Raw genomic sequence first — 25,294 nt, 5'->3', positions numbered from 1 at the left:
GGTCGTCAGAACAGGAAGTAGCGCTGGGCCATGGGCAGTTCGGTCACCGGTTCCGGCTCCACCACCGCACCGTCGATCCGTACCGTGAAGGTGTCCGGCTCCACCTCGATCAGCGGCAGGGCGTCGTTCTCCGGCAGGTCGGCCTTGCCGCGCGACCGGACGTCGGCGACCGGCAGGATCCGGCGGCGGACGTCCAACCGCAGCCCCGCCGCCAGCGCGGCCGGCGCGACGAAGGCGACGCTGGTGGCCGCCGGCACCACACCCTGGGCGCCGAACATCGGCCGCGGCAGCACCGGCTGCGGGGTCGGGATGGAGGCGTTCGCGTCGCCGAGCTGCGCCCAGGCGATCATGCCGCCCTTGAGGACCAGGTGCGGGCGTACGCCGAAGAACGCGGGCTCCCAGAGCACCAGGTCGGCGAGCTTGCCCGCGGCCACCGAGCCCACCTCGTTCTCCAGCCCGTTGGCCATCGCGGCGCAGATCGTGTACTTGGCGACGTACCGCCGGGCGCGCCGGTTGTCGGCCGGCCCGTCGCCGGGCAACGCGCCGATCCGCGCCTTCATCACGTGGGCGGTCTGCCAGGTACGCATGACCACCTCACCGATCCGGCCCATCGCCTGCGAGTCCGAGCCGATGATCGAGATGGCGCCGAGGTCGTGCAGCAGATCCTCGGCGGCCATCGTGGACGGCCGGATCCGGCTCTCGGCGAAGGCCAGGTCCTCCGGTACGGACGGGGACAGGTGATGGCAGACCATCAGCATGTCCAGGTGCTCGGCGAGGGTGTTGCGGGTGTACGGCCGGGTCGGGTTGGTCGACGACGGCAGCACGTTCGGCCGGCCGGCCACCGTGATGATGTCCGGCGCGTGCCCACCGCCGGCACCCTCGGTGTGGTACGCGTGGATCGCCCGGCCGTTGATCGCCTTGAGGGTGTCCTGGACGAAGCCGGCCTCGTTGAGGGTGTCGGTGTGGATGGACACCTGCACCCCGGAGGCGTCGGCGACCCGCAGGCAGGTGTCGATCGCGGCCGGGGTGGTGCCCCAGTCCTCGTGCAGCTTGAACCCACCCGCCCCGGCCCGGAGCTGTTCCCACAGCGCCTCCTCGGAGACGGTGTTGCCCTTGCCGAGCAGCAGCACGTTGACCGGCCACGCGTCGAGCGCCTCGTGCATCCGGGCGAGGTGCCAGGAGTTGGCGGTCACCGTGGTGGCCTTGCTGCTCTCGGCCGGGCCCACCCCGCCGCCGACGAGGGTGGTGACGCCGCTGGCCAGGGCCTCCTCGACGAGTTGCGGGCAGATGAAGTGGACGTGGGTGTCCACGGCGCCGGCGGTGAGGATGCGGCCGTTCCCGGCGATGATCTCGGTGCCGGGACCGATCACCAGGTCGGGGTGGACCCCGTCCATGATGTCCGGGTTGCCGGCCTTGCCGAGCGCGGTGATCCGACCGTCGCGGATGCCGACGTCGGCCTTGATCACGCCCCAGTGGTCCAGCACCACCGCGCCGGTGATCACGGTGTCCGGCGTGCCCTCGGCGCGGGTGGCCCGGGACTGGCCCATCGACTCGCGGATCACCTTCCCGCCGCCGAAGACGGCCTCGTCGCCGCCGGCGCAGTGGTCCGCCTCCACCTCGATCAACAGGTTGGTGTCGGCGAGCCGGATCCGGTCGCCGGTGGTCGGGCCGTACAGGGCCGCGTAGCGCCGCCGGTCCACCGCGGTCACGGTCGGTCTCCCCGATCGACGGGTCCCGCGCACTCGCCGCGCAGGCCGGGCACGACCCGCCGGCCGGCGAGCGGGACCAGCTCGACCTGCCTGGTCACGCCCGGTTCGAACCGCACGGCCGTCCCGGCCGGTACGGCGAGACGCTGCCCCCGGGCGGCGGCCCGGTCGAACGACAGTCCCGGGTTCGCCTCGGCGAAGTGGTAGTGCGAGCCGACCTGGACCGGCCGGTCGGCGGTGTTGGTCACCAGCAGGGTGGTCACCGGCCGGCCCGGGTTGATCTCCACCGGGGTCGCGGCCGGCAGGATCTCGCCCGGGATCATCCGATCGGGTGGTGCACCGTCACCAGCTTGGTCCCGTCCGGGAAGGTCGCCTCCACCTGCACCTCCTCCAGCATCTCGGGGACACCGTCGAGCACGTCGGCGCGGGTCAGCACCCGCCGCCCGGCGTCCATCAGGTCGACGACCGTGCGGCCGTCGCGGGCACCCTCCAGCAGGAAAGCGGTGATGACCGCGACCGCCTCGGGGTGATTGAGCCGCAGGCCGCGGTCCCGCCGGCGGTGGGCCACGTCGGCGGCGACGTGCACCAGCAGCCGCTCCCGTTCGTGCGGGGTCAGGAACATCCGTACCTCCCGGTCACACCGTCAACGCCCGCCGGACCGCGGTACGGGCGTCCGCGCCGCCCGTACCGGTGGCGGTGACCCGACCGGCGGCCAGCACGTAGTAGCGTTCGGCCGCCGTGAGGGCGAAGCCGATGTGCTGCTCGACCAGCAGCACCGACACGCCACCCCGGCCGGCCACCGCCAGGATGGTCCGCTCGATCTCCGCGACCAGCGACGGTTGGATGCCCTCGGTAGGCTCGTCGAGCAGCAGGATTCGCGGCTCGGTGAGCAGTGCCCGGGCGATGGCGAGCTGCTGGCGTTGCCCACCGGAGAGCAGCCCGGCCCGCCGGTTCCGCAAGGTCGCCAGGGCGGGGAACAGGTCGAGCACCTCGGCGGTGACGGCCCGGCCCCGGCGCCGCCCGTCGGCCACCAGCTGAAGGTTCTCCGCGGTCGTCAGGTGCGGGAAACACTGCTGGCCCTGCGGGACGTACGCCAGGCCGCGGGCCACCCGCTGGTGCGGGGCCAGGCCGGTGATGTCGGCGCCGTCCAGCCGTACCGTGCCGCGGCGCGGCCCGAGCAACCCGATCGCGGTGCGGAGCAGGGTGCTCTTGCCGGCACCGTTGTGGCCCAGCACCGCGGCGACCCCGTCGGCGGGCACCGCCACGGAGACGCCGTGCAGCACGGTGCTGCGGCCGTAGCCGACCTGGACGTCGTCGAGTTCCAGCATCACGCCTCCCGCGTCGACGGGACGGCGGGCGCGCCCCCCGCCGTGGTCGGATGTCCCAGATAGACCTCCTGCACCCGGGGGTCGGCCTGCACCTGGGCCACGGTGCCCTCGGAGAGCACCCGGCCGGCGTGCAGGACGGTGACCGTGCGGGCGAACCGGCGCAGGAAGTCCATGTCGTGCTCGATCACCACGACCGTGCGGTCCCGGGCCACCACCCCGATCAGTTCCCCGGTCGCGTCGCGCTCGTCCTGGCTCATGCCGGCCACCGGCTCGTCGAGCAGCAGCAGCCGGACGTCCTGGACCAGCAGCATGCCGATCTCCAGCCACTGCTTCTGGCCGTGCGCGAGGGTCCCGGCGGGCCGGTCCCGCTGTGCGGTCAGCCCGATCGTCTCCAGTGCCCCGGTCACCGCCGCCGGCACCTGGGTACGCCGGCGCAGCAGCGTCAGCGCGCTGCGGCCGGCGCCCGCCGCGATGTCCAGGTTCTGCAGGACGGTCAGCTCCTCGAACACCGTCGCGGTCTGGAAGGTCCGCCCGACACCCAGCCGGGCGATCCGGTGCACCGGCCGGCCGAGCAGCTCCTGCCCGCCGAAGCGGACCGACCCGGACGCCCGGACCAGTCCGGTGACGGCGTCGACCAGGGTGGTCTTGCCGGCGCCGTTGGGGCCGATGAGGAACCGGATGTCGCCCGGCGGCACGTCCAGGTCCACCCCGTCCACCGCGGCGAACCCGTCGAACACCACCCGCAACCCCCGCACCCGCAACCCGTCGCTCACGTGGTCACCTCCCGCACGGTGGTGGTCGATGGGGGCAGCGTCGGGACGGGCGCGGGGTCCGCGGGAGTGCGGCGGCGGACGCGCCACCGGCTCGCCAGCGACGCCAGCCCGCCGGGTACGAACGCGACGACCAGCACGAACAGCAGCCCCTGCAGGTACGTCCAGGCGGCCGGGAACTGTTCGGAGAGGGCGGTCCGGGCCCAGGCCACGGCGACCGCCCCGAGCACCGGGCCGAGCAGGGTGGCCCGCCCGCCCACGGCGACGCCGATGACGAACTCGATCGACGGCACGATGCCGATCAGCGCCGGGTTGATGATGCCGACCGCCGGGACGAACAGCGCGCCGGCCAGGCCGGCCATGCCGGCGGCCACCACGTAGGCGACCAGTTTGACGGTGGCCGGGTCGTAGCCGAGGAAGCGGACCCGCTCCTCGGCGTCCCGCACCGCGACCAGCAGCTCGCCGTACCGGCTGCGGGTGAGCTGACGGGCGACGAACAGCAGGGCGAGCAGCACCCCGGCGATGACGAAGTAGACCATCCGCTGGTTGACCGGGTCGTCCAGGGCGTATCCGAAGAAGCCCTGGAAGTCGGTGAGACCGTTGGTGCCGCCGGTGGTGCCCTGCTGCCCGATCAGCAGGATGGCCAGCGCGGCGGCCAGCGCCTGGGACAGGATCGCGAAGTACGCGCCGCGCACCCGGCGGCGGAAGACCAGCGACCCGAGCAGGAACGCCACCAGCATCGGCACCAGCACGGTGGCCGGCAGGGCCACGTACGGGCTGGCGAACGGGCGCCACCACCAGGGCAGTTCGTCCAGTTGCCCGTACAGCTGCATGAAGTCCGGCAGCGTGCCGGGACCCGCGTCGGCGAGCTTGAGGTGCATCGCCATCGCGTAGCCGCCGAGCCCGAAGAAGACGCCCTGGCCGAGGGTGAGCAGGCCGCCGCGGCCCCAGGCCAGACCGATCCCGACCGCGACCATCGCCAGGCACAGGTACTTGGCGAGCAGGCCGAGCCGGAAGTCGGAGAGCGCCATGGGAGCGATCGCGAACAGCAGCACCGCACCGAGCGCGAACCCGGCGGCGGCGCGGACCCGGGTGCCCGGCGCGAAGGCGCGGCCGGTGCTGGGAAAAGTCATGCGAGACTCCGGGTACGCAGGGTGAACAGCCCTTGGGGGCGCCACTGCAGGAACGCCACGATGGCGACGAAGACGCCGACCTTCGCGACGCTGACGGTGGTCGAGTACTCGACGGTGCTCTGCAGGACACCGAGCCCGAAGGCCACGATCACGGTGCCCTTGAGCTGCGCGATCCCGCCGACCACGACGACCAGGAAGGCGTCGATGATGACGTTGGTGCCCATGGTGGGGCCGATCGGACCGAGCAGCGTCAGCGCCACCCCGGCCACGCCGGCGAGCCCGGAACCGATGAAGAAGGTGAGCCGGTCGACCCGGCCGGTGGGGATGCCGGACACGGCCGCGAGGTCGCGGTTCTGCACCACGGCCCGGATCCGCCGGCCCAGCGGGGTGAGCCGCAGGACCAGCGTGACCGCCGCGACGGCCGCCAGTGCCAGGGCCAGGATGAACAGGCGGTTGTTGGCGAGCACCAGGTCGCCCGCGATCCGGACGTGACCGGTGAGCAGATCCGGTGCGCGGGTCTGCACGTTGGGCGCCCCGAAGACGTCGCGGGCCAGTTGTTGCAGGATCAGCGAGACCCCCCAGGTCACCAGGAGGGTGTCCAGCGGTCGCGCGTAGAGCCGCCGGACGAGCAGGACCTCCAGCAGGACGCCCATGGCGCCGGTGACCACGAACGCCACGGGCAACGCCACGAGCAGCGACACACCCGCGCCGGTGATGCTCTGCTGGAGCACGTACACCGTGTACGCGCCGGTCATGATGAACTCGCCGTGTGCCATGTTGATGACATTCATCTGGCCGAAGGTCAGGGCCAGGCCGAGCGCGATGAGCAGCAGCACGGCGCCGATGCTGACGCCGGTGAACAGTTGACTGACGATGACCATGAGCCGCGTCCGTTCCCGATCGGTCCGCCGTCAGGACAATCCGCTCGCCCAGGGATAGCCCTTGAGGTACGGGTCGGGCCGGACCGGCTGGCCCGAGTTCCACACCTCGGTGATCAGCCCGTCGGTGCCGACCTTGCCGATCCGGGCGGTCTTGTAGATGTGCTGGGTGGGCCCGTCGACGGTGACCTTGCCCTCGGGCGCGTCGTAGCTGATGCCGTCGGCGGCCGCCTTCACCTTCGCCACGTCGAACGAGCCGGCCTTCTCCACCATCGCCTTCCACAGGTGGACCGAGACGTAGGCGGCCTCCATCGGGTCGCTGGTCGGCTTGTCCGCGCCGTACTTCGCCTTGTACGCCTTGACGAACCGGTCGTTCGCCGCGCCGGCCGTGGTCTGGTAGTAGTTCCAGGCGGTGAGCTGGCCGTCGAGGTACTGGGTGCCGATGCTCTTGACCTCCTCCTCGGCGATGGAGACCGAGACCACCGGCATCGTCGCGGCGGTCAGGCCGGCGGACTTGTACTCCTTGAAGAAGGCCACGTTGCTGTCGCCGTTGAGGGTGTTGAACACGGCCGAGCCCTTGGCCGCCTTGACCTTGTTGACGATCGTGCCGAACTCGGTGGAGCCGAGCGGGGCGTAGTCCTCACCGAGCACGGTCATCCCGTTCGCCGCGGCGTACGCCTTGATGATCTTGTTTGCGGTACGCGGGAAGACGTAGTCGCTGCCGACCAGGTAGATCGTCGTCTTCCCCTGCGCCTTCAGGTACTCCAGCCCGGGGACGATCTGCTGGTTCGTGGTGGCGCCGGTGTAGAAGATGTACGGCGACTGCTCCAGGCCCTCGTACTGCACCGGGTAGAACAGCAGCGCCTTGTTCTTTTCGAAGACCGGCTTGACCGCCTTGCGGCTGGCCGAGGTCCAGCAGCCGAACACCCCGGCGACCTTGTCCTGCCGGATCAGCTTTTCCGCCTTCTCGGCGAACGTGGGCCAGTCCGAGGCGCCGTCCTCGCTGACCGGCTCGACCTTCTTGCCCAGTACGCCGCCCGCCGCGTTGATCTCCTCGACGGCGAGCAGCAAAGAGTCGCGGACGGTCACCTCGCTGATCGCCATCGTGCCGGAGAGCGAGTTGAGCAGACCCACCTTGACGGAGTCACCGGAGGTGTCGGCGACCGCGCCGCCGGTGGCCGTGTTCGCGCCGGTCCTGCTGCCGCACGCGGCGAGTGCCACCGCGGCGACCAGAGCTGCTGCACACGCCGCCACGCGGCGCCCGGATGACCGTGACATGTCGCCTCCTCGCTCCCGGACCGGGAGCACGAGAAACCAAGGGTGCTGGGGGATGGTTGCCGCGACGCTGCGGATCGCATTTCTCGAACGGGCACGGCAAGCGTCAATGAGCTTGGTTTCGCAAACGTTTCGCGGCCCTTAATTGGCGGTTTCCACAATGAACCTTTTTCAACCTCCCCTTGCGCTTCGGCGTCGGCCGAGGTCGAAGACGCCGCTTGCGCACCGCGCGGTTCAGGTTGAAAAGGTTCAATGGTCGCCGCGACCCGAAGAATGCCCATGGAAAAAGCCGGCGCATGGGCCGGCTGAATAAGGCAACAAATTGCGGCGGCCCGTCCCGGGGCGGGACGGCCGCACGGCGGCGCGGTGACCGGCGCGAGCCGACGCCAGGGTCGGTCCGACGTGGCCTAGGTGGCCGTGGAGCTGGGGTTATCCCGATAATGCTTCACGTGGGAAGCATCTTGGCCGGTCCTGGGCGGTGCTGTCAAGGTGCCCTGCCGGGCAACTCCAACTGGGTGACCACATCGAACTCCAGGCCACGCGCCTCGGCCAGATATATTCGCTGGTGGACATGCCGGCGACGCAACCTGAGCAACCCACGTGGACCTTCGTACGCGGCCGCGTCGGCGTTCGCGCCGATCGTCCGGACGTCGACCGAACGAGCCCGCTCGATCAAAGTGGACAACAACAGGATTCCCTCGTAACAGGACTCGCCGAGGCTGCCCAGCGGCGGGGCGTCCACCCCGAACCGGCGCGCGTACCGGCCGTGGAAGTCGAGGTTCTCGGCGGTCACCAGGGAGGCGAAGAAACCAGCCGTGCTGTAGAGCCCTCGGGTCGCGCCGGCACCGCTGCCCAGCAGCATGTTCTCGTCCATCAGCGTGCTCAGCCGCAGGCACCGCGCATCCAGGCCGTACCGGGCGAAGGCCCGGTTGAACCGCACCGCGTCGTTGCCGACCAGCAGCATCAGTACGGCGTCCGCTCCGGAGTGCTCGATGCGGCGCAGCGTCTCGGCGAAGTTGTGCGTGCCCAGCGGCAGGTACGACTCGCCGCAGATCCGCACCGTCAACCGGCGCGCGTAGCCGCGCGCCGCCACGGCGGTCCGGCGCGGCCAGACGTAGTCGTTGCCGACGACGAACCACCGCCGCAACCCGCGTTCCCCGGTCAGCGCTCGCATCGCGGGATAGAGCTGGGCGTCCGGCGTCTCGCTGGTCAGGAAGACACCGTCGGTGCGCTCGCCGCCCTCGTAGAGGGCCGTGTAGACGTACGGGACCCGGTGCGCGATCCGCGGCGCCACCGCCTGCCGGACGGACGAGATGTGCCAACCCGTCACGCCGTGCACCGCACCCGCCGAGACCAGGGCCTCGACCTCGGCGGCCACCCGGTCCGGCGGGTTCCCGCCGTCCACCGGCACCAGGCGAAGCTCCCGTCCCAACACCCCGCCGGCCCGGTTGACGTCCTCGACGGCCAGCCGGGCGCACATCTCGCAACTCGGTCCGAAGATCCCGGCCGGTCCGCGCAGGGGTACGACCAGGGCCACCCCGAACGTCTCCCCGGTCAGGTCCAGTGACCCGGCACCCCCGTACGGCGACCGGCCGAGAACCACCGGACCGGACGTCGGCTGCTCGGGTCGGGACATGACGCCATGCTTCCCGCTCCCCGGTCCGATCTCCAGAGCGTTCCGCCTGCTGGCGCCGGTCGGTAGCATGACAGTCCCGGTCGGAGCGAGGAGTGCCATGACCGCATCGTCCGCGCGTCGGCCGCGGGACCTGATTCTCCTGCTGACCCGGGCCGAACGGCTGCTGGGCCGGCGACTCGCCGCGATCCTCGACGCCGCCGGCTGCACGCCCGAGGCGTGGCGGGTCGTCACGCTGCTCGCCGACGGCGCCGGCCACCACATGACCGAGATCGCCGAGCGGGCGTTCCTCCCACCGGCGACGCTCACCAAGCTGGTCGACCACCTGGTCGAGGAGAACCTGGTGTACCGGCGGGTGGACGAGGTCGACCGGCGCCGGGTGCGCGCCCACCTCACGCCGCGTGGTCACCGCCTGCACCAGCGGGTGGGCCAGCAGGTCGACGCGATCCTGGCGACGCTGCCGGCCGACGGCGAGCGGGAGTTGCTCGAAGAACTGCTGACCCGGCTCGTCGACTCGCTCGACGACGCGGCCGTCACCGCCTCCTGAGGGCAGCCCTACCACCGATCGGGTGGCCCGGCGCTGTTCACCGGCCCGGCCACCGCCGCGCCGTCACCAGCGGTGGTGGACCTGGGCCCGGATCCGCCGGTCGTACAGTTCCTCGATCGCGGTCAGGGTCGGCTCGGGCAGCGCCGGCAGGTCGGCCGCCGCCGCGTTCCCGGCCGCCTGCTCGACGGTGCTGGCCCCCGGGATCACGGTGGTCACACCCGGCTGCTGGATCACCCACCGCAGCGCCGCGGCGGCCGGCGTGACCCCGGCCGGCAGCAGGCCGGCGAACTCCTCCGCCGCGGCCAGGCCGGTCTCGTAGTCCACCCCGGAGAACGTCTCGCCGACGTCGAACGATCCACCCTGCCGGTTGTAGTTGCGGTGGTCGTCGGCGGCGAACCTGGTGTCGGCCCGGAACTTGCCGGTGAGCAGGCCGGAGGCGAGCGGGACGCGGGCGATGATGCCCACCCCGGCCGTCCGGGCGGCGGGCAGCACCCGTTCGAGCGGCTTGCGACGGAACGCGTTGAGGATGATCTGCACGCTTGCCACGTTCGGCCGGGCGATCGCGGCCAGGGCCTCGTCGCAGGTCTCCACGCTCACTCCGTACGCGGCGATCCGCCGCTCGGCGACCAGCGTGTCCAGGGCGTCGTAGACCTCGTCCGTGCCGAACACCGGCGTCGGCGGGCAGTGCAACTGGACCAGATCGAGCGTGTCGACCCGCAGGTTCTCCCGGGACCGGTCGGTCCAGGCGCGGAAGTTGTCCAGCGTGAAATTCTCCGGCCGCTGCTCGGCGCGCCGGCCCATCTTGGTCGCCACCAGGACATCCCCGCGGTCGCCGGTGGCGAGGAACTCACCGATCAGGCGCTCGCTGCGGCCGTCGCCGTACACGTCGGCGGTGTCCAGCAGGGTCACGCCGGCGCGTACCGAGGCGTCCAGGATCGCCAGCGCGGCGTCCGGCTCGACGGTGCCCCAGTCGGCGCCGAGCTGCCAGGTGCCGAGTCCGACGACGGAGACCGGGCGGCCGGTCCGGCCGAGAGTTCGCTGTTCCACGGGCGGAGGCTACCGGGCCGGGGCCGGCCGCGCAGCACGGGCTCAGCCGGACCGGGCGAAAAGCCGGTCGAGTTGGTCGTCCAGGACCGCGAGCGCCTGCTCGGCGGTGTACTGCCCGCCGAGCAGGTAGACCCCCAGGCCCTCCATGAGAGCCAGCAGCCCGGCCGCCGCCGTACCGGCGTCCGGTCCGGGCAGCAGACCGGCGATGAACCCGACCATTTGGGCGGTGTCGTCGCGCAGCGCCGGCGCCAGTTGCGGCCGGACCGCCGTGTACGCGAGGAACGCCAGCGCCATCCGACCGTCGGCCCGGGTCTGGTCGTTCAAGGGCAGCAGCGCCGCGATGATCGTACGGAGCAACAGCCGCGGCGGTGGGTCCTGGCCCAGCCGTTCGACCGCCGCGGTGACCCGCGCCTCGCCGCGTTCGCGCACCACGTCCAGCGCGAACGCCATCACCTCGTCCTTGTTGCCGAAGTAGTGCTGCACCATGCCCGTGGAGACGCCGGCCTCGGCGGCCACGTGCCGGAAACTCACCGCCTCCAGCCCCCGCTCCGCGGCCACCCGCATCAACGCGTCGGCGATGAGGGTGCGTCGTGCCTGGTGGTCGACCTTCCTGGGCATGGCAGCGATGGTCGCACAACATCGTCCCCGACCCGTCGACCGCGCGGGCCCGGCACGTCGTCCCCTGCCGTCACACCGTCTCCTGCCGTCACACCGTCTCCTTACGTCGGGCCGGGCTCGCCGCCGGACCGTCCGCCGCCGGGAGCGGGTCGGCGAGTTCGACGGTCCCGGCCGCGCCGTCCACCGTGACGAGTTGTCCGGTGACGATCCGGGTGGTGGCACCGGGCACACTGATGACGGCGGGGATGCCGTACTCGCGGGCGACCGTGGGCCCGTGGGCCATCACCGCGCCGGTCTCGGTGACCAGCGCGGCGGCGGTGAGGAACAGCGGGGTCCAGCCCGGGTCCGTGGTGGCGGTGACCAGCACGTCGCCGGGTTCGACCCGGGCGGTGGCCGGATCCCGGACGACCCGGGCCGGTCCGGTCGCCCGGCCGGTGGCGGCGGCCACGCCGCGCAGGACGCCGTCGGCGTCGGGTGGCACCGGCAGGACGCTTTCGATGTCCGTACCGTCGGAGAGCAGCGCGACCGGGACCACCCGGCGGCGCGACTCGGCCCGGTGGACCGCGCGGCGGCGGAGCACGGTGTCCCGATGGTCGACCTGATGATGGACGGCGGCGTCGACCTCGTCGAGGGTGAGGAACATGACGTCGTCCGGCTCGGTCAGCAGGCCCGCGCCGACGAGATCGGTGCCGATGAGCAGGAGTTGTCGGCGGACCTCGCGCAGCCGGTACAGGCCCGCGAACTTGCCCGTCTCGCGTAGGCCGGACAGCGACCGGGCCCGGCGCAGCAGCAAACCGGCCAGTCGACCGCGTACCGGTCGGCGTCGTCGAGCGCGGCGGACCAGGTCGTCGAGGGCCACCTCGGCCGCGGCGGCGGCGCGCGCGAACCGCCGGTCGGGAGCCTGTTCGGGGTCGGTGACCCGCAGGCAGTTGGCGATCATGGCGAAGACCGGGGTCGGGTCCTCGGCCCAGCGCGGCACGCCGAGGTCGGCCTCGGCCACGCCGCGGTGGCCGTAGGCGTCCAGGAACCCGGCCAACCCGAGGTCCGGCAGGTCGCCCCGCAGATACCGGTCGGACAGTTCGGCCGGCGGCGTGTCGAGCAGCAACCGGCGGTGTCCGGCGGCGTCGACGGCGAGTCGCCACAGCGCCAGGTCCATCTCGATGGTGACGTTGTGCGGCATGCCGCGCAGGACGCCGTGGATCTCGTCGGTGCCGGCGACCCCCTTGAGCAACCAGGCCGGCAGGGACGTCGCGATCAGGCCGGCCACGATCGGCCAGGTGATCTCGTCGAAGGCGTCCGTCGGCGTCTCGGTCCGGACGAACCGCAGCCGGTCGGCGGCGGTCCGCGGGTCGTCGGGCGGGACGGACGCCAGCCTCAGCCGTTCGACGGCGTCGGACATCCGCCGGCGGGCCGTCTCGGGGCGGACCAGCGCCCGGGTGATGCCGGCCACCGCCCGACCCGCGGTACGGACGGCCGCTCCCGGTGCCTCGACCCGTCGACGTCGCCGGCCCGGCGCCGGGGCGAACCGCGGATCGGCCAGGACGTGCCGCATCACGGCCTGCGCCCGCGGCCCGAAGTCCACCGCCATGAGGCGGACCAGACGCTTGCGGACGGACCTGTCACGGACCAGGTCGGTCAGGTCGCCGTAGAGACGCCCACCGATGTCGACGATCTCGACGGTGAGACCCAGCGGCCGGAGCATCGCCTCGATCATGGCCCGCAGCGTGGACATGCCCATCGGGGTGACCGGGCGCAGCATGCCCTGCACGTGCCCGAACTCCAGGTACACCCGGGGGAGCGGGCCCTCGTGCCGGGGCGGGAGCGGGAAGAGCGTGGTGATCGGCCGGGACTGCAACAGCCAGGTCGTGCCGTCCCGGTCCGTCGCCCACTCCACGTCCTGCGGCGCGCCGAAGTGCCGCCGCAGCCGTTCCCCGGTGGCGCGCAGTTCCGCCAGCCGGGTCCGGTCCAGGCAACCCGTGCCGGCCGGCTCCGTGCCGTCCAACACGTAGTGGTCCACGGGACCGGTGCCGTCGACCACGGCGGTGCCGGGACCGGCGACGGCGTCGACCACCATCTCCGTCCGGCAGCCGGTGAGCGGGTTCGCGGTGAACAGCACCCCGGCGGTCCCGGCGTCGACCATCCGCTGGACGACCACGGCCATCCGCACCGTCGCGTGTTCGATGCCGTGGGCCTCCCGGTACGCCACGGCGCGGTCCCCGTGCAGCGAGTCCCAACACCTGCCGATCGCGGTGAGCAGCTCCTCGGTGCCCGCGACGTCGAGGACGGTGTCGTACTGCCCCGCGAAGCTCGTGTCCGGCAGGTCCTCGGCGGTGGCGCTGGACCGCACCGCCACGCGTCCACCGCCCATCCGCCGGTACGCGTCGGTCACCTCCGCCCGGGGGATCGCCCCGAGCCGGTGCGCCTCGGTGGTGACGCAGAACCCCGGCGGCACCCGCTCGCCGGCCCGGATCAACTCGCCCAGGCCGGCGGCCTTGCCACCCACCAGGTCCACCGATTCGGGGTACGCCTCCGCCAGCCCGATCACCAGTCGCATCCGCCGCCTCCCCCGTTCGCATTACGGTCGTAATGCATCCCAGGGTAGGACGTTGGCATTACGAGTGCAACGTAACTTTGAGTGACGTCTTCGGGCGGCGGGAGCCGTAGGGGTCTGATGCAGTCCCTGTCCCAGCGGTTCGCCGACCTTCCCGGCGTGACGCCGGCCTTCTACACCGTCGGCCCGCAGTTGTTCTTCGTGGGCGTGCTCGTTCTCGCGCTGCTGCTGGTCCTGGCGAGGCGGCTTCCCTGGTGGAGCCCGGTGGCCTTGCTGCTCGGCGTGCTGGCGTCCACGGTCACCCTCGACCTGCTGCCGCTCACCGGCCTGCTGATGCTGGTGGCGCTGTGGCCGGCCACCCGGGCCGACCCCCGGTGATCCACCGGTTGTCCGTCAGGCCGCCGACGACTCCGGGCGCCCGCCCATCCGGGCCGACCAGGGCTGCGGCGTCGAGGGGAGCGGGGTGGGCGCCGAGCGTACCGGGCCCGGCGCCTCCGGCGCGTGCCCTTCGGCGAGTGTCAACGCCCGCTGTGCCTGCTCCCAGGCGCGGCAGGGCCAGCCCTGACCGGCGCAGTGCGGCTGGACGCAACCGTCCTCACCGGGGGCGTGCGCGTCGGCGACGTCCAGGGCGAGCGACCACAACAACGGATCGGTCACGGTGGCGGGGCGGTCCCCGTACCGGTCGGACCGGACAGCACTGGCTTCAGACACGGCACATCCCCTGCTTGACGATGGTTTCCGCCTCGTCTATCACCAGCGGTGGCGGTGGCTAAACCATGCTGCGTGCGAGGTCACGGGATCGTCCCGGTTGCCGGTCAGCCGTGGTGGCGGATGCGGTCCCAGGTGCTCGGCGGTTCCAGGGCCGCGCCGGCGCGCAGCGCCGTCTCGACCGGCGCGTCGTCGCCGAGGTTGACCGTGAGCCGGCCGTGTTCGGCGCCGGCCGCGAGCCGCGCGGGTACGCCTCCGAGCTGGGCGTCCAGCTTCACCTCCAGGCCCGGCCAGCCGACCACCTGTACGTCCTGCGCGGCATGCAGGGTGGTCCCGGTGTCCAGCGGACCGTGCACGGTCGCGACCTGCTGGCCGGCCTTGACCAGGGTGTGCACGGCCAGCGACGCCTTGGTCGCCCGCAACAGCGACCGGGTCGAGGCGAAGACATTGTCCAGTTGCACGGGAGTGTTGTTGCCGGGCGCGCCGAACACGGCTCCCACCACGGTCACCTTCCGGCCGCCGACGGTGTACACCGCGGCGAAGACGAAGCACCCGCCGGCCTCGTCGGTGGAGCCGGTCTTGATGCCGACCACGCCGTCCTTGCCGAGCAGTTCGTTGTAGTTCGTCACCGTGCCGGCCACCGGGATGGTCGCCTGCTTCTGCTTGGAGATCTCCGCGAACGCCGGCAGGGCCATCGCCTTGCCGGCCAGGATCACCTGGTCGCGGACCGTGCTCACGGTCTGCGGATCCAGACCGGACGGGTCGGTGTAGCGCGTACCGGTCATCCCGAGCTCTTTGGCGGTGTTGTTCATCTTCTCGACGAACGCCTCGATGCTGCCCGCGTCCCAGGTGGCGAGGATCCGCGCGATGTTGTTCGCCGACGGCAGCAGCAGCGCCTGCAACGCCTGCCGCTCGGTGATCTTCTCGCCGGCCTGCACCGCGACCAGCGACTCACCGCGGGCCTGCTCCCCGTGGAACGCGTCGGCCGCCGCCTGGCTGACCGTCAACTCCGGCCCGTGCTCGCCGACGCCGAGCGGATGCGCGGTCAGAATGACGTAGGCGGTCATCATCTTGGTGACGCTCGCGATCGGCTGCGGCTTCGTGTCCCCCGCGGTGCCCATGGTGCCGAGCCCGTCGATCGAGATCATCGCCTGACCGGTACGCGGCCAGGGCAGCTTCGGCGCCTTGCCGGGGATCGTCATCGACGCCGGCAGGGTCAACTCGGCAGTCGGGGCGGGCGGCGGGTTCCGCAGCGGCGCGACGGCGTACAGCAGGCCGCCGAGCAGCAGGAGGGCCAGCAGGCCGGTCAGGATCCAGGGCAGCGGGCGGCGCTTGCGACCGGCCGGGGACGGCGGCGCCACTGGTGGCGGCGGTTGGGCGGCCGGGGGAATCCGGCTGAACTGGACTGTCGGCATTTCCTCCGGCGATCCGTACACCGTGCGCTCCCCCCGTAGCAAAATCGAAAAATACTAGCAGGCGGGCTGCGGGGGCCAGGCTGGTCCGCCGGTTCGTGCGCATCCAGTGTCACCGCAGCAACACCGAACGCGCACAAACCGAATGATCGTGGGGGTTGGAAGTCAGTCGAAGAGGTTGGCCGGCGGACGCTACGTTCGTTGGGTGAAGCGACCGCGGCTTTATGGGCCTGGCGAACTCGCCATACTCTTCGACGTGTCGCGGCAGCGGGTTCTCCAGATCACCCGACGGCCGGGATTCCCCGAGCCGGTCGCCCGCCTCATCGGGACGACAGTCTGGGACGCGGACGAAGTCGACGCGTGGGCCGCCACCAACCGGCCGCCCCGCCCCACCGACGGCGACGAGCAGAGTTAGCGCGTCCGGGTTTCCGTTGAGCGGTCCGGTGTCGGCGTCTCCGGGCGTTCGGTTCGGGTCGGGGCTCCCCGTACCAGTTGGTCGTGGGTGGTCCAGCGGGCCTCGGTGGCGGCGTGCTCGGCGGCCGTGTTGCCCCGCTCGATCCGCTGCCGGAGGCGCTCGATGGCGAGCCGCCGGTTGGCGCTGAACTGCCGTTCCTCGTCGACCACGACCACCAGCCCGGTCGGCCGGTGGGTCGCCCGGACCGCCGTACTGGCCTTGTTGCGGTGTTGGCCGCCGGGCCCGCGGACCTCGCTCACGACCGCTCCCGGGACCCGGGACGCCGGTTCCGCCCCCGGGCGCGGTCTCCCCGGGTACGGTCCCCGGCGCCCGCCTCGCTCCGGTGGTCGGGCGTCTTGTAGGTGACCAGCGGGACGGTCGCGCAGACCGGCGTCGCCAGCCCGTGGTCCACCAGGTCCGCGATCACCTGATCGATCCGCTTGTACGCCGTCGGCGCCTCCTCGAACAGCAGTTGCCGGTCGCCGCAGACGACCAGCGACCCCAGCGGCGTACGGCGCAGTTCCGCCACCGTGTGCTTGGCCTGGCCCCGGCGGAGCGCGTCGGCCCGGGACATCTTGCGCCCGGCGCCGTGCGCCACCGAGAAGTTGGCCGCCGCGCCGGCGTGGGTGGCCACCAGGTAGGACCGGGTGCCCCGGGTGCCGGCGATCAACACGTCCGCGCCGTCGCCCGGCGCGGCGCCCTTGCGGTGCAGATAGCCGCGCGGGAGCCGGCCCGCCGCCGAGGACCCCGGGCCGGCCGCACCGGTGGCTCGCCCGGGCCCCGCACCCGCTCCGTCGAGACCTGGGTCTGGACCCGGGGCGGCCGCGGACCCGGACCCGACCCGGACCACCTGGTTGTGGCACTGGTCGACCACCGGTTCGGTGATCCGGGCACCCAGCGCGTGCGCAACCCGGGCGGCGATCAGCCGCCGGTTCAGCGAGGCCCAGCGCACCGCCGCGTTGTGCGCGGCCAGGTAGGCCGGCGGGTCGACGGCCGGCCCGTTGCCGTGCCGCTCGGTGTGCGCGCGCAGGATGCGTTCGCCGAGGCCCCGCGAGCCGCTGTGGACGAGCAGGACCAGGTCACCGGCGGCCAGCCCGAGCCGGCCGGCGTGCCCGGCGTCGAGCGGCGACTCGATCCGGGCCAGCTCCACGAAGTGGTTGCCGCGGCCCACCGTGCCGAGCCCGTCGACCGGGCCGTCGAGCGCCGCCCGGTCGACGGTCGACCAGGCGGGGTCGTCCGACTCCGGACCGACGTCCAGGTCGGGGAACCGGCGGGCCAACCGCTCCGGTACGGCCCGGCGCAGCCCGAGCGGGAAGACCGCGATCCCGCAGCCGATGTCCGAGCCGACCAGGTGCGGGTAGAGCACGGTGGACGCGATGGCGGCACCGATCGGCGCGCCCTTGCCCGGGTGCAGGTCGGGCATGGCGGCGACGTGGTCGACGCCGTCGAGCGCGGCCACCTGGCGGCACTGCTCGACGGCGTCGGACTCGATCCAGCTGCCGGCGGAGGCGAAGACGGTGATGGTGGCGTCGCCCACGGACAGCGTGGACGGCAGGGCTGAGGGCATGACGTTCCTCTACGGGAATGCGGACGGGCGGCGGTGTCGTCGGGGCGCCGGAAAATGTCCGGCGTCGGCCGGTCGAGCCGGCATCGAGGTGCTGTCCGTCAGTACGTCATGCCGCAAACCCTAGAACGTCGAGCCGTGGCCGCAAACCGGATTTCCACCACCGCCCAGGGTGATGAACGATCTCGTAGACACCATCGAGCTGTACCTGCGCTCGGTCCCCGAACGTCACGGCACGTCGACGACCTCGCGGCCGAGCGGCCAGAACGCCGCCGGTACGAGCTTGAAGTTGGCGATCCCGAACGGGATGCCGATGATCGTGACGCACAGCGCGATGCCGGCGGTGATGTGCGACAGCGCGAGCCACCAGCCGGCCAGCACCACCCACAGCACGTTGGCCAGCCCGGACGCCGCGCCCGCGCCGGCCTTGGGCACGACCGTCCGGCCGAACGGCCACAGCGAGTAGAGCGCCAACCGTCCCGAGGCGACCCCGAACGGGATGGTGACCACCAGCAGGAAGCAGATCAGCGCGGCGATGCCGTACCCGATGGCGAGGACGATCCCGCCACCGAAGATCAGCCACAGCACGTTCAACACAAAGCGGATCATGTCTCCAGCATGACCGCCGCCCGCCACCCACCGAGCCGACGGAGGCCGCGGCCGGGATCAGTCGAGATCGGTGAGCCCGACGAGGTCGCGCAGGGCGGTCCGGCCGGTCGGGGTGACGCGTACCGCGCGCCCGGAGCCGATCCGGGTCACCCAGCCGCGGTCGAGGAAGGCCGCGCACAGTTTCGCCCCGGCCACCCCGGCGAGGTGCTGGCGGCGTTCGGTCCAGTCCACGCAGCCCCGGGCGAGCGGGCGTCGCCCGCCGGGCCGCAGGGCGGCCGGGTCCACCCCGACCTCGCCGGTCAGCCAGGCCGCCCCGGCGGAGGTGAGGGCGAAACCGCCGGCCTGGTCGAGCAGGCCCGCGTCGGTCATCGCGTCGGTCACGGCCACCCCGAGCCGGCCCGCGAGGTGGTCGTAACAGGTCCGGCCGCGGCGCAGCGCCGCGTCAACGGTCGCCGCCCGCAGCCCCCGGGCCGGCACCGACCGTACGTCGAGCCGGGCCGACAGGTCCTCCAGCAGGTACGCCACCGACGGGTCGGCGAGTTGGACGTACCGGTGCCGCCCCTGGCGGCGCTCCACCAGCAGGCCGCCGTCGACGAGCCGGTGCAGGTGCCCGGTCGCGGTCGAGGGCGCCACCCCCGCGTACGCCGCCAGTTCGCCCGCCGTCCAGGCCCGGCCGTCGAGCAGTGCGAGGCAGATCGCGGCGCGGGTCTCGTCGGCGAGCAGCGCGGCCAGCGCGGCCAGGTCTGCGGCTGAGGTCACGCCTCCATTGTTCCCGGCCACGGTTCGGCGGGCGCCGAACGATCGCCGCCGTAGCGTCCCCGCCATGCGACAGATCGACGATCCGAAGGCGGCGCGCGCCGTCCTGCACGACCCGAACTTCGTGGTCCCGCCGGTGCCGGCCGGCGCGGCCGGGATCGGCTGGCTGCGGGCCACCGTGGGCCGGTTCAGCACCGGGGAGGCGTACGCCCGGCGGCGTGCCCTGTCGGTCGCGGTCCTGGCCGGGATCGCGCCGGAGTCCCTGCGGGTCGCGGCGGGCGAACATCCGGTGGCGGCGCTCGCCCGGGCGATGGGCGTCGAGCGCTCCGTCGGGGATCGGCCGGCTGTCGACTCGTCCGTCGGCGGCCGGTCCGTCGGCGACCAGTGCGTCGTCGAGTTGGTCCGGGCGGTCGCGCAGGCGTACCGGCCGGGCACCGGGGACGACGCGCGGGCCGACGCGGCGGTCGAGCGGCTGGTCGCGCTCCTCGGCGGAGGTCACGACGAGTCGACGGCGGCCCGGATCGGCGTCCTGGTGCAGGCCTGCGACGCTACCGCGGTCCTGGTCGACCGGGCCCGGCACCGGCCGGTCGAGGAGGTGCTCCGCGACGACCCACCGGTGCCGGCCACCCTCCGGCGGGCGCTCGCCGCGACCACCGTCGGCGGCGTCACCGTCGCGGCCGGCGAAACGATCCGGGTACGCCTGGCCGGCGACCTGGCGTTCGGTGCCGGTCCCCGGCGCTGCCCGGGCCGCGCGCACGCCCTCGCCCTGACCCGCGGGCCGACCGGCGCCGCTGACTAGGCTCGCCACCATGGCAGATCCGTTCCGGGTACGCATCACCGTCCGCGGCTACGAGCTGGACACTCAGGGACACCTGAACCAGGCGGTCTACCTGCAGTACGCCGAACACGCCCGGTGGGAGTGCCTGCGCGCCGCCGGCATCTCCCAGGACCGGCTGCTCTCCTCCGGCGTGGGCCCGGTCGCCCTGGAGCTGACCCTGCGCTACCTGCGCGAGCTGCGCGGCGGCGACGAGGTCGAGGTGAGCTGCGGGTTCCGCTGGGGCGAGGGCAAGACGTTCCACATCGACCAGGACTACACCCGGGCCGACGGCACCCCCGTGGCGACGCTGACCGGGGTGGGTGGCCTGCTCGACCTGTCGGCCCGGCGGTTGGTGGCCGACCCGCGCGGGAGGTTCCGGGAACTGGCCACCGATTACGCCCCGCTCAACCTCTGAGACCGCCGTCCCGGTCGGACCCGGACACGCCGGAGGGCGGCCGTCGGGTCCCGACGACCGCCCTCCGCGAACGAGTCAGTTCTCCTGCGTCGCCAGGACCGGCCCGTTGGGCTCCTCCTGGTCGTGCCGCTGCTGGTCGTACTCGTGCTCGTCCTCCAGGTCCTGTTCCACCGCCTCGACCTCGTCCACCGGCTCGTCGGCGGCGGGCGCGGGCAGTACCGGTTCGAGTTCGATGTTCACCTGCGGCCGGTCCACCCAGAGGGCGCGCAGCTGACCCTGCATGAACGTGGTCAGCCGGCCGCGGTACTCGCGGTCGAACCGCTCCAGCGCCTCGATCTGTTCCTGCAGCGCCTCGCGCCGGGCGCCCAGGCTGCCCACCACGTCGTCGAAGCGCCGCTGCGCCTGCTGCCGCATCTCCTCGGCGTTGTCCTGGGCGTGGGCGGCGATCGCCTCGGCCTGTGCCCGGGCGTCCGCGACGATCTTCTCCGCGTTGCGCTGGGCGTCCTCGACGCGCTGCTGGGCCTGCTGCGCCGCCTGGTCGGCGGCCTCCTCGGCCTCGGCGAGCACCTTGTCGGCCTCACGCCGGACGTTCTGGGCGTGCAGGTTGGCGTCCCGGGCGATCTGCTCGGCAGCCGCCTCGGCGTCGGCGCGGATCTTCTGGGCCTGCCGGTGCGCGGTGCTGACGTGTTCCTCGGCGGTGCGCTGCGCCATGGTCAGCACCTGCAGCGCCTGGGTGGGCAGGCCGGGGGTGGCCGCCGTGACCATGGGGTGTTCGGAGGTCGCCGAATGCACGGAGGCCGTCCCGTTTCGCATCACTCTGCCGGGGTCCTTACTCCAGATGTCGGACACAGGGGGATTCCTTACGTACGGTTGATACGCGTGGGTTCGTGTCGACGAGATGTCGGCCCAGAAAGGGATCTGGACCCTGAGGGATTCGTTCGATCGGCCCGTGCCGCCAGCGGTAACAGGGGCATCGACCGGCAGCATGCTACCAAGCTGGACGGTCGGGTTACCAGATCGTGTTCGGGTGGAATACGGCGTCGACGAGGTGGTCGTCGACGCCGTTCCGGTCCAGATCAGACCTTTCCAGATCAGGCCTTTTCCGCCGGCCGGGGTTTGCGGGTGGCCGGGATCAGCACCAACGCGGCCAGCAGCAGCAGCGGGACGACAATCAGCGCGCGCAGCGTGCCGAACCGGTCACCGAGCAGGCCGACCAGCGGCGGTCCGCCGAGGAACGCGGTGTAGCCGATCATCGCCACCACGCTGACCCGGGCCGCCGCGTGGTCCTCGTCGTCGGCCGCGGCGCTCATCCCCACCGGGAAGCCCAGTGAGGTGCCGAGCCCCCAGAGCGCCACGCCGACCAGGGCCACCGGACCGGTGCCGAAGACGGCCGCCAGCACCCCGACCATGGCCAGCCCGACCGTGGCGGTCAGCACCGGTACCCGACTCCAGCGGTCCAGCGCCATGGTGCCCACCATCCGGCCGGCCATCATCGCGGCCACGAAGAGCCCGAAGACGGCGGCGCCGGCCGCCTCGTCGAACCCGTGCCCGTCGACGAAGGCGACCCCGACCCAGTCGTTGGCGGTGCCCTCGGTGAACGCCATCACCAGCACGAACAGCCCGACCATCAGGACCCGTGGCTCGCGCCAGGCGGCGAGCACCCCGCTGCCGCGACCGGCCTCGCCGGCGGCCGGCCCGTCGCCCGTACCGGTGGGCAGGAAGAACCGGGCGCCGGCCGCCGTGCCGGCCAGCACCACGGCGGCGGTCACCCCCAGTTGTACGGCGATCGGCACGCCGAGGTGGGCGCTGGCCGCCCCGAACCCGCCGCCGGCGACCGTGCCGAGGCTCCAGGCCGCGTGGAACCGGGGCATGACGGTGCGGTCGAGCTTGCGCTCGACGGCGGCGCCCTCGACGTTCATCGCCACGTCGCAGCTGCCCGAGCCGTAGCCGAGGGCGAACAGCCCGACGGTCACCATCGGCACCGAGGCCCAGGCGCCAACGCCCAGACCGGTCAGGGCGAGGCCGAGCGACACCAGCAGGGTCGCACCGACCGCCACCCGGGCCGGCCCGAACCGGTGCACCACCGTGCCGGCCGTCGCCATCGACAGCACCGCGCCGGCCGAGATCGCCAGCAGCACCAGTCCCAGCGTGCCGGGGCTGATTCCGAGCGCGTCCCGGGCCGCCGGTATCCGGGCGAACCAGGTGCCCATGGCCAACCCGTTCAGCCCGAACGTCACCGCCACGCCGTTGCGGGCGGCCCGGAACCGGCGTACGCCCGCATCGGCCGGGGTGGTTGTGCGGATCTGACTCACGGCGGTCCCTCCGTTGCGGCCGGTCCCGGTGCCGGGCCGTGCGCGTGGCAGCCGACCCGAGGCGGGCCGGAACACCGACCGTACTGCGGCCGACCGACCCGGTGGTCCGCGCCGACCGGTCAGGCGGCCGGGCGGAAGCTGGCCCGCGCGGTCACCAGCCGGGCGGAGGCGCCGCCGGCCCACTCCCGGTCCGCCGCGACCAGGCCCACCGTGTACGCCCGCGAGCCGGACACGCCGGTGACCAACCGGAGACTGTGCAGCCGCTCCCCGTAGGGAGCGGTCCACAGGCACTCCCATTCCGCGTCCCGCCGGTCGCCGGTCGGTTCGATCCGGATCCGCCGGTACGCCGGCAGGACGCCGGCCGCGAGGTCCCGCTCCTCCTCCGCGCGCAGCTGGCTCACCAGGTCACCGCCGGCCCTGGTGGTCGGGTCGATCGCGAGGGCCTCCTCCGACCGCGGGTTCTGGAAGCAGGACACCCCGTCGTCGCGGTAGAACAGCCAGCCCACCGGCACGGCGACGCGGAAGCCGCTGTCGTCCCGGTGCCAGGTCCAGCCGGCCGGCGGCGCGAAGTCCTCACCGGGCGGCTGTGGCGAGGGACGCACGGCCTCACCGGGTCCGGCGGGGCGGACGCATTCGAACGGTGGTGGTGGCACGGGAGGTCCGCCCGGCGGCGGTGGCCGGTCCTGATCCGGCCTGCCGCGTCCCGGCCCGCCGCGCCGATCCCAGCCCTGGCCGTCCCGGTCCACCGCCTGGGTGCCCGGGTCCGCGTCCGCACCGCCGAACCGCCCGGTCAGCGGAACGACCGTCGTGGTCGTCCGTACCGGCGCCACGGCCACCGCCGCGCCGACGCCGACCAGCACCGCGACCGCGGTCGCCGCGACCGGGAGCCACCAGCGCCGGTACGGTCCGGCAAGCGCCCCGCGCATCCAGCCGCGCAGCCGTCCGTTTCCGGTGCGCCGTACCGCTGTGCCGGGTCGGTCCGGATCGGGCGCCCCACCGCGGTCCGGCTCGGCCGGGTCCCGGTCGCGGCGGTCCGAGTCGGCGCGGTGCGGTCCGGACCCTGCCGGCTGGCCGGCGATCGGCGCGGCCCGTCCCACCGCCGGCCCGTCCACCGGTACGTCCCGGTCGACCACCGCCCGCAGCAGCCGTTCGACCTCGTCGGCGCCGAGCCGCCGGCCCGGGTCACGCTGCAACAGGCCGGCCAGTACCGGCCCGAGCGCGCCGGCGTGCGGTGCCGGATCCGGTGCCGCGTTCGCCAGCGCGGTGAGCGTGGCCATGGCGGTCGACCGGGCGTACGGCGAGCGGCCCTCGATCGCGGCGTGCAGCGTGGCTCCCAGCGACCAGAGGTCGGTTGCCACGCTGGACACCCCGTCGGCGGCCCGCTCCGGCGCCACGTACTCGGGTGAACCCAGGATCACGCCGGGACGGGTCAGCGCCCCCTCATCGTCGTCGAACCTGGCGAGCCCGAAGTCGGTGAGCAGTACCCGTCCGTCGTCGGCGATCAGCACGTTGCCCGGCTTGACGTCGCGGTGCAGCACGCCGGCCCGGTGGGCGGCGCGCAGCGCGGCCAGCACGGCCAACCCGATCTCGGCGGCCCGGTGAGGGCTGACCGGACCCGACTCGAGGAGGTCCTGCAGGGTGCGGGACGGCACGTACTGCATCACGATCCAGGGTGCGCCGTCGGACCGGACGATGTCGTGGACGCTGACCACGTTCGGATGGTTCAGCCGGGCCGCCGTGCGGGCCTCGCGCATCGTGCGGGCGACGAGGGCGTCCTGTTCGTCGTCACCGAGCCAGTGCGGCGGTGTCATCTCCTTGACCGCGACGTGCCGGTCCAGCAGCTCGTCTCTGGCCAGCCAGACCTGACCCATGCCGCCCCTGCCCACCAGGTGCAGTAACCGGTAGCGCTCGCCGATCAGCACAGCCGCACCGAAGCCCCTCCAGAAGCCGGATTTCGGTTCACGATATCCAGTTCCGTGGATCGTTCGAATGGACCGACCGTAGGGGACCGCTCACCCCAATGGCTCTCACCGCAGAGCGTCCGGTCAACGGGACTCGACCGGAACGCGGTGTCCGGACAGATGTGACGCGCGACGCACTGGGTGGATTTGACGTTTGATCTCCGTGCCGCGTAACTTTCTCTCTGCCCGCAGGGAACGGACGAAACGGTGAGAACCGCCAGGCCGGACCCGAGGGCGCCGAGAACGCCCCGACTGACGTCGGGTGGGATCGGTGACCGGGTGGTGCCGGATCGGTGAGGCCGCGGCGCGGCGGATTTGGTCCAGCGAAACCAACCGGGTATGGTTCACGACCGGCAGGGAACCGGACGGACCGTGGGTAACCGCAGCGGCCGGCCTGTCGAAAATCCTCCGAGCAGACCAGGCGGGTGACCGCCTGCGAGCGCGTGGGTGGCCGTCAAACCGCGACAAACCGGGAGACACCGGTTTGACACGGCGAAAACGACCGGGTAACGTAGTAGGAGTGCCAAGCGAGAGCGCGGCGCGAACAAAAGCCCCGGATGGTGGCCCGGTTTTCGGGTTGGTTGTCTGGTGTGTGTTTGTTCTTTGAGAACTCAACAGGGTGCTTGATAAGCCAGTGCCAATTGTTTTTACCCCGTGTCGGGCTGGTCTTTTGGCTGGTTCGGCTGGGATTCCTTTGGCAACATTTTTGTTGTCAGGATTTTCTCTAATTTTTTGTTGGAGAGTTTGATCCTGGCTCAGGACGAACGCTGGCGGCGTGCTTAACACATGCAAGTCGAGCG

General features: G+C 72.6%; 25 protein-coding genes, 1 rRNA gene and 1 pseudogene. 6 read left to right on the top strand and 21 right to left on the bottom strand.

Translation table 11 applies throughout. From position 1 onward, the window contains the following. Positions 1–5 precede the first annotated feature (5 nt). The 9 genes from ACFOX0_RS30720 to ACFOX0_RS30680 form a co-directional block, all read right to left on the bottom strand. Complete coding sequence (locus ACFOX0_RS30720) at positions 6–1,709, bottom strand: urease subunit alpha (protein ID WP_377552551.1); 1,704 nt, start codon at positions 1,707–1,709, stop codon at positions 6–8. Next, the gene (locus ACFOX0_RS30715) at positions 1,706–2,029 is read right to left on the bottom strand and encodes an urease subunit beta (protein WP_377552549.1); all 324 of its coding nucleotides are present in this window, start codon (positions 2,027–2,029) and stop codon (positions 1,706–1,708) included. The genes ACFOX0_RS30720 and ACFOX0_RS30715 overlap by 4 nt, the downstream gene beginning before the upstream one ends. Further along, complete coding sequence (locus ACFOX0_RS30710; RefSeq protein WP_377552547.1) at positions 2,026–2,328, bottom strand: urease subunit gamma; 303 nt, start codon at positions 2,326–2,328, stop codon at positions 2,026–2,028. Before ACFOX0_RS30710 ends, ACFOX0_RS30715 begins: the two co-directional genes overlap by 4 nt. A 13-nt stretch (positions 2,329–2,341) precedes the next feature. Further along, positions 2,342–3,034: an urea ABC transporter ATP-binding subunit UrtE gene (gene urtE, locus ACFOX0_RS30705; RefSeq protein WP_377552545.1), complete on the bottom strand. Its 693-nt coding sequence runs from the start codon at positions 3,032–3,034 to the stop codon at positions 2,342–2,344. Next, complete coding sequence (urtD, locus tag ACFOX0_RS30700) at positions 3,034–3,807, bottom strand: urea ABC transporter ATP-binding protein UrtD (RefSeq protein ID WP_377552543.1); 774 nt, start codon at positions 3,805–3,807, stop codon at positions 3,034–3,036. Before urtD ends, urtE begins: the two co-directional genes overlap by 1 nt. Beyond that, positions 3,804–4,937: an urea ABC transporter permease subunit UrtC gene (gene urtC, locus ACFOX0_RS30695; protein ID WP_377552541.1), complete on the bottom strand. Its 1,134-nt coding sequence runs from the start codon at positions 4,935–4,937 to the stop codon at positions 3,804–3,806. The genes urtD and urtC overlap by 4 nt, the downstream gene beginning before the upstream one ends. After that, positions 4,934–5,818 (bottom strand): urea ABC transporter permease subunit UrtB, encoded by an 885-nt coding sequence (urtB, locus tag ACFOX0_RS30690; protein ID WP_377552539.1) that lies wholly within the window; start codon positions 5,816–5,818, stop codon positions 4,934–4,936. The genes urtC and urtB overlap by 4 nt, the downstream gene beginning before the upstream one ends. Before the next feature lie 30 nt (positions 5,819–5,848). Continuing rightward, positions 5,849–7,093, bottom strand: coding sequence for an urea ABC transporter substrate-binding protein (urtA, locus tag ACFOX0_RS30685; RefSeq protein WP_377552537.1), 1,245 nt, complete (start codon positions 7,091–7,093; stop codon positions 5,849–5,851). 481 nt (positions 7,094–7,574) lie between these two features. Then, positions 7,575–8,726, bottom strand: coding sequence for a substrate-binding domain-containing protein (locus tag ACFOX0_RS30680; protein ID WP_377552535.1), 1,152 nt, complete (start codon positions 8,724–8,726; stop codon positions 7,575–7,577). A gap of 97 nt (positions 8,727–8,823) precedes the next feature. Here ACFOX0_RS30680 and ACFOX0_RS30675 point away from each other — a divergent pair, with 97 nt between their 5' ends. Next, entirely contained in the window at positions 8,824–9,270 is a 447-nt protein-coding gene (locus ACFOX0_RS30675) for a MarR family winged helix-turn-helix transcriptional regulator (RefSeq protein ID WP_377552533.1), read from the top strand. Between the two features lie 63 nt (positions 9,271–9,333). Here the strand turns inward: ACFOX0_RS30675 and ACFOX0_RS30670 are convergent, their stop codons facing one another. From ACFOX0_RS30670 to ACFOX0_RS30660, 3 genes are all read right to left on the bottom strand, one after another. Beyond that, entirely contained in the window at positions 9,334–10,317 is a 984-nt protein-coding gene (locus ACFOX0_RS30670; protein ID WP_377552531.1) for an aldo/keto reductase, read from the bottom strand. A 42-nt stretch (positions 10,318–10,359) separates the two neighbouring features. Beyond that, positions 10,360–10,935: a TetR/AcrR family transcriptional regulator gene (locus ACFOX0_RS30665; protein ID WP_377552529.1), complete on the bottom strand. Its 576-nt coding sequence runs from the start codon at positions 10,933–10,935 to the stop codon at positions 10,360–10,362. Between the two features lie 88 nt (positions 10,936–11,023). Then, positions 11,024–13,489, bottom strand: a complete 2,466-nt coding sequence (locus tag ACFOX0_RS30660) for a PEP/pyruvate-binding domain-containing protein (protein WP_377552527.1) — start codon at positions 13,487–13,489, stop codon at positions 11,024–11,026. 117 nt (positions 13,490–13,606) lie between these two features. Here ACFOX0_RS30660 and ACFOX0_RS30655 point away from each other — a divergent pair, with 117 nt between their 5' ends. Further along, positions 13,607–13,864 carry a hypothetical protein gene (locus ACFOX0_RS30655; protein ID WP_377552525.1) on the top strand — a complete coding sequence of 86 codons (258 nt, stop codon included), beginning with the start codon at positions 13,607–13,609 and terminating at the stop codon, positions 13,862–13,864. 15 nt (positions 13,865–13,879) lie between these two features. Here the strand turns inward: ACFOX0_RS30655 and ACFOX0_RS30650 are convergent, their stop codons facing one another. Next, a complete protein-coding gene (locus ACFOX0_RS30650; protein ID WP_377552524.1) occupies positions 13,880–14,197 on the bottom strand; it encodes a hypothetical protein in 318 nt (105 codons plus the stop codon). Between the two features lie 104 nt (positions 14,198–14,301). Beyond that, positions 14,302–15,609 carry a D-alanyl-D-alanine carboxypeptidase family protein gene (locus ACFOX0_RS30645; protein WP_377552522.1) on the bottom strand — a complete coding sequence of 436 codons (1,308 nt, stop codon included), beginning with the start codon at positions 15,607–15,609 and terminating at the stop codon, positions 14,302–14,304. Between the two features lie 253 nt (positions 15,610–15,862). On the opposite strand from ACFOX0_RS30645, the gene ACFOX0_RS30640 reads away from it, so the two are divergent. Continuing rightward, entirely contained in the window at positions 15,863–16,021 is a 159-nt protein-coding gene (locus ACFOX0_RS30640) for a DNA-binding protein (protein WP_377552520.1), read from the top strand. Here the strand turns inward: ACFOX0_RS30640 and ACFOX0_RS30635 are convergent. The 4 genes and pseudogenes from ACFOX0_RS30635 to ACFOX0_RS30620 all read right to left on the bottom strand — a co-directional run. Further along, a pseudogene (locus ACFOX0_RS30635) lies at positions 16,018–16,305 on the bottom strand (peptide chain release factor-like protein); the annotation flags it as partial. The gene ACFOX0_RS30640 and the pseudogene ACFOX0_RS30635 sit on opposite strands and share 4 nt — an antisense overlap. An 11-nt stretch (positions 16,306–16,316) precedes the next feature. Continuing rightward, positions 16,317–17,627, bottom strand: a complete 1,311-nt coding sequence (locus ACFOX0_RS30630; RefSeq protein WP_377552519.1) for an RNA ligase RtcB family protein — start codon at positions 17,625–17,627, stop codon at positions 16,317–16,319. Between the two features lie 225 nt (positions 17,628–17,852). Further along, complete coding sequence (locus ACFOX0_RS30625; RefSeq protein WP_377552517.1) at positions 17,853–18,233, bottom strand: YccF domain-containing protein; 381 nt, start codon at positions 18,231–18,233, stop codon at positions 17,853–17,855. A 57-nt stretch (positions 18,234–18,290) separates the two neighbouring features. After that, positions 18,291–18,992, bottom strand: a complete 702-nt coding sequence (locus ACFOX0_RS30620) for an ArsR/SmtB family transcription factor (RefSeq protein ID WP_377552516.1) — start codon at positions 18,990–18,992, stop codon at positions 18,291–18,293. A gap of 64 nt (positions 18,993–19,056) precedes the next feature. Between ACFOX0_RS30620 and ACFOX0_RS30615 the strand changes: the two genes are divergently transcribed. After that, a complete protein-coding gene (locus ACFOX0_RS30615; protein WP_377552514.1) occupies positions 19,057–19,788 on the top strand; it encodes a hypothetical protein in 732 nt (243 codons plus the stop codon). A 10-nt stretch (positions 19,789–19,798) separates the two neighbouring features. Further along, positions 19,799–20,221, top strand: coding sequence for an acyl-CoA thioesterase (locus ACFOX0_RS30610; protein WP_377552512.1), 423 nt, complete (start codon positions 19,799–19,801; stop codon positions 20,219–20,221). Between the two features lie 75 nt (positions 20,222–20,296). Here ACFOX0_RS30610 and ACFOX0_RS30605 read toward each other — a convergent pair whose 3' ends face one another. From ACFOX0_RS30605 to ACFOX0_RS30595, 3 genes are all read right to left on the bottom strand, one after another. After that, complete coding sequence (locus ACFOX0_RS30605) at positions 20,297–21,013, bottom strand: DivIVA domain-containing protein (RefSeq protein ID WP_377552511.1); 717 nt, start codon at positions 21,011–21,013, stop codon at positions 20,297–20,299. A gap of 299 nt (positions 21,014–21,312) precedes the next feature. Then, on the bottom strand, positions 21,313–22,533 hold the full coding sequence (locus ACFOX0_RS30600; protein ID WP_377552509.1) for an MFS transporter: 1,221 nt from the start codon (positions 22,531–22,533) through the stop codon (positions 21,313–21,315). Between the two features lie 119 nt (positions 22,534–22,652). Next, entirely contained in the window at positions 22,653–24,455 is a 1,803-nt protein-coding gene (locus ACFOX0_RS30595; protein WP_377552508.1) for a serine/threonine-protein kinase, read from the bottom strand. A 771-nt stretch (positions 24,456–25,226) separates the two neighbouring features. On the opposite strand from ACFOX0_RS30595, the gene ACFOX0_RS30590 reads away from it, so the two are divergent. Further along, positions 25,227–25,294, top strand: a 16S ribosomal RNA gene (locus ACFOX0_RS30590); the annotation flags it as partial.

Source organism: Micromonospora zhanjiangensis (assembly GCF_042650605.1).
Lineage (GTDB): Bacteria > Actinomycetota > Actinomycetes > Mycobacteriales > Micromonosporaceae > Micromonospora_J > Micromonospora_J zhanjiangensis.
Note: the sequence above shows the minus strand (reverse complement) of the source record. Positions and strands in the feature narration are given on the sequence as shown.

Excerpts from the sequence above, each read along its gene's own strand:
- ACFOX0_RS30715 (WP_377552549.1), bottom strand. The coding sequence starts at position 2,029 with ATGATCCCGGGCGAGATCCTGCCGGCCGCGACCCCGGTGGAGATCAAC.
- ACFOX0_RS30710 (WP_377552547.1), bottom strand. The coding sequence starts at position 2,328 with ATGTTCCTGACCCCGCACGAACGGGAGCGGCTGCTGGTGCACGTCGCC.
- urtE (WP_377552545.1), bottom strand. The coding sequence starts at position 3,034 with ATGCTGGAACTCGACGACGTCCAGGTCGGCTACGGCCGCAGCACCGTG.
- urtC (WP_377552541.1), bottom strand. The coding sequence starts at position 4,937 with ATGACTTTTCCCAGCACCGGCCGCGCCTTCGCGCCGGGCACCCGGGTC.
- urtB (WP_377552539.1), bottom strand. The coding sequence starts at position 5,818 with ATGGTCATCGTCAGTCAACTGTTCACCGGCGTCAGCATCGGCGCCGTG.
- urtA (WP_377552537.1), bottom strand. The coding sequence starts at position 7,093 with ATGTCACGGTCATCCGGGCGCCGCGTGGCGGCGTGTGCAGCAGCTCTG.
- ACFOX0_RS30680 (WP_377552535.1), bottom strand. The coding sequence starts at position 8,726 with ATGTCCCGACCCGAGCAGCCGACGTCCGGTCCGGTGGTTCTCGGCCGG.
- ACFOX0_RS30675 (WP_377552533.1), top strand. The coding sequence starts at position 8,824 with ATGACCGCATCGTCCGCGCGTCGGCCGCGGGACCTGATTCTCCTGCTG.
- ACFOX0_RS30665 (WP_377552529.1), bottom strand. The coding sequence starts at position 10,935 with ATGCCCAGGAAGGTCGACCACCAGGCACGACGCACCCTCATCGCCGAC.
- ACFOX0_RS30660 (WP_377552527.1), bottom strand. The coding sequence starts at position 13,489 with ATGCGACTGGTGATCGGGCTGGCGGAGGCGTACCCCGAATCGGTGGAC.
- ACFOX0_RS30655 (WP_377552525.1), top strand. The coding sequence starts at position 13,607 with ATGCAGTCCCTGTCCCAGCGGTTCGCCGACCTTCCCGGCGTGACGCCG.
- ACFOX0_RS30645 (WP_377552522.1), bottom strand. The coding sequence starts at position 15,609 with ATGCCGACAGTCCAGTTCAGCCGGATTCCCCCGGCCGCCCAACCGCCG.
- ACFOX0_RS30630 (WP_377552519.1), bottom strand. The coding sequence starts at position 17,627 with ATGCCCTCAGCCCTGCCGTCCACGCTGTCCGTGGGCGACGCCACCATC.
- ACFOX0_RS30625 (WP_377552517.1), bottom strand. The coding sequence starts at position 18,233 with ATGATCCGCTTTGTGTTGAACGTGCTGTGGCTGATCTTCGGTGGCGGG.
- ACFOX0_RS30615 (WP_377552514.1), top strand. The coding sequence starts at position 19,057 with ATGCGACAGATCGACGATCCGAAGGCGGCGCGCGCCGTCCTGCACGAC.
- ACFOX0_RS30610 (WP_377552512.1), top strand. The coding sequence starts at position 19,799 with ATGGCAGATCCGTTCCGGGTACGCATCACCGTCCGCGGCTACGAGCTG.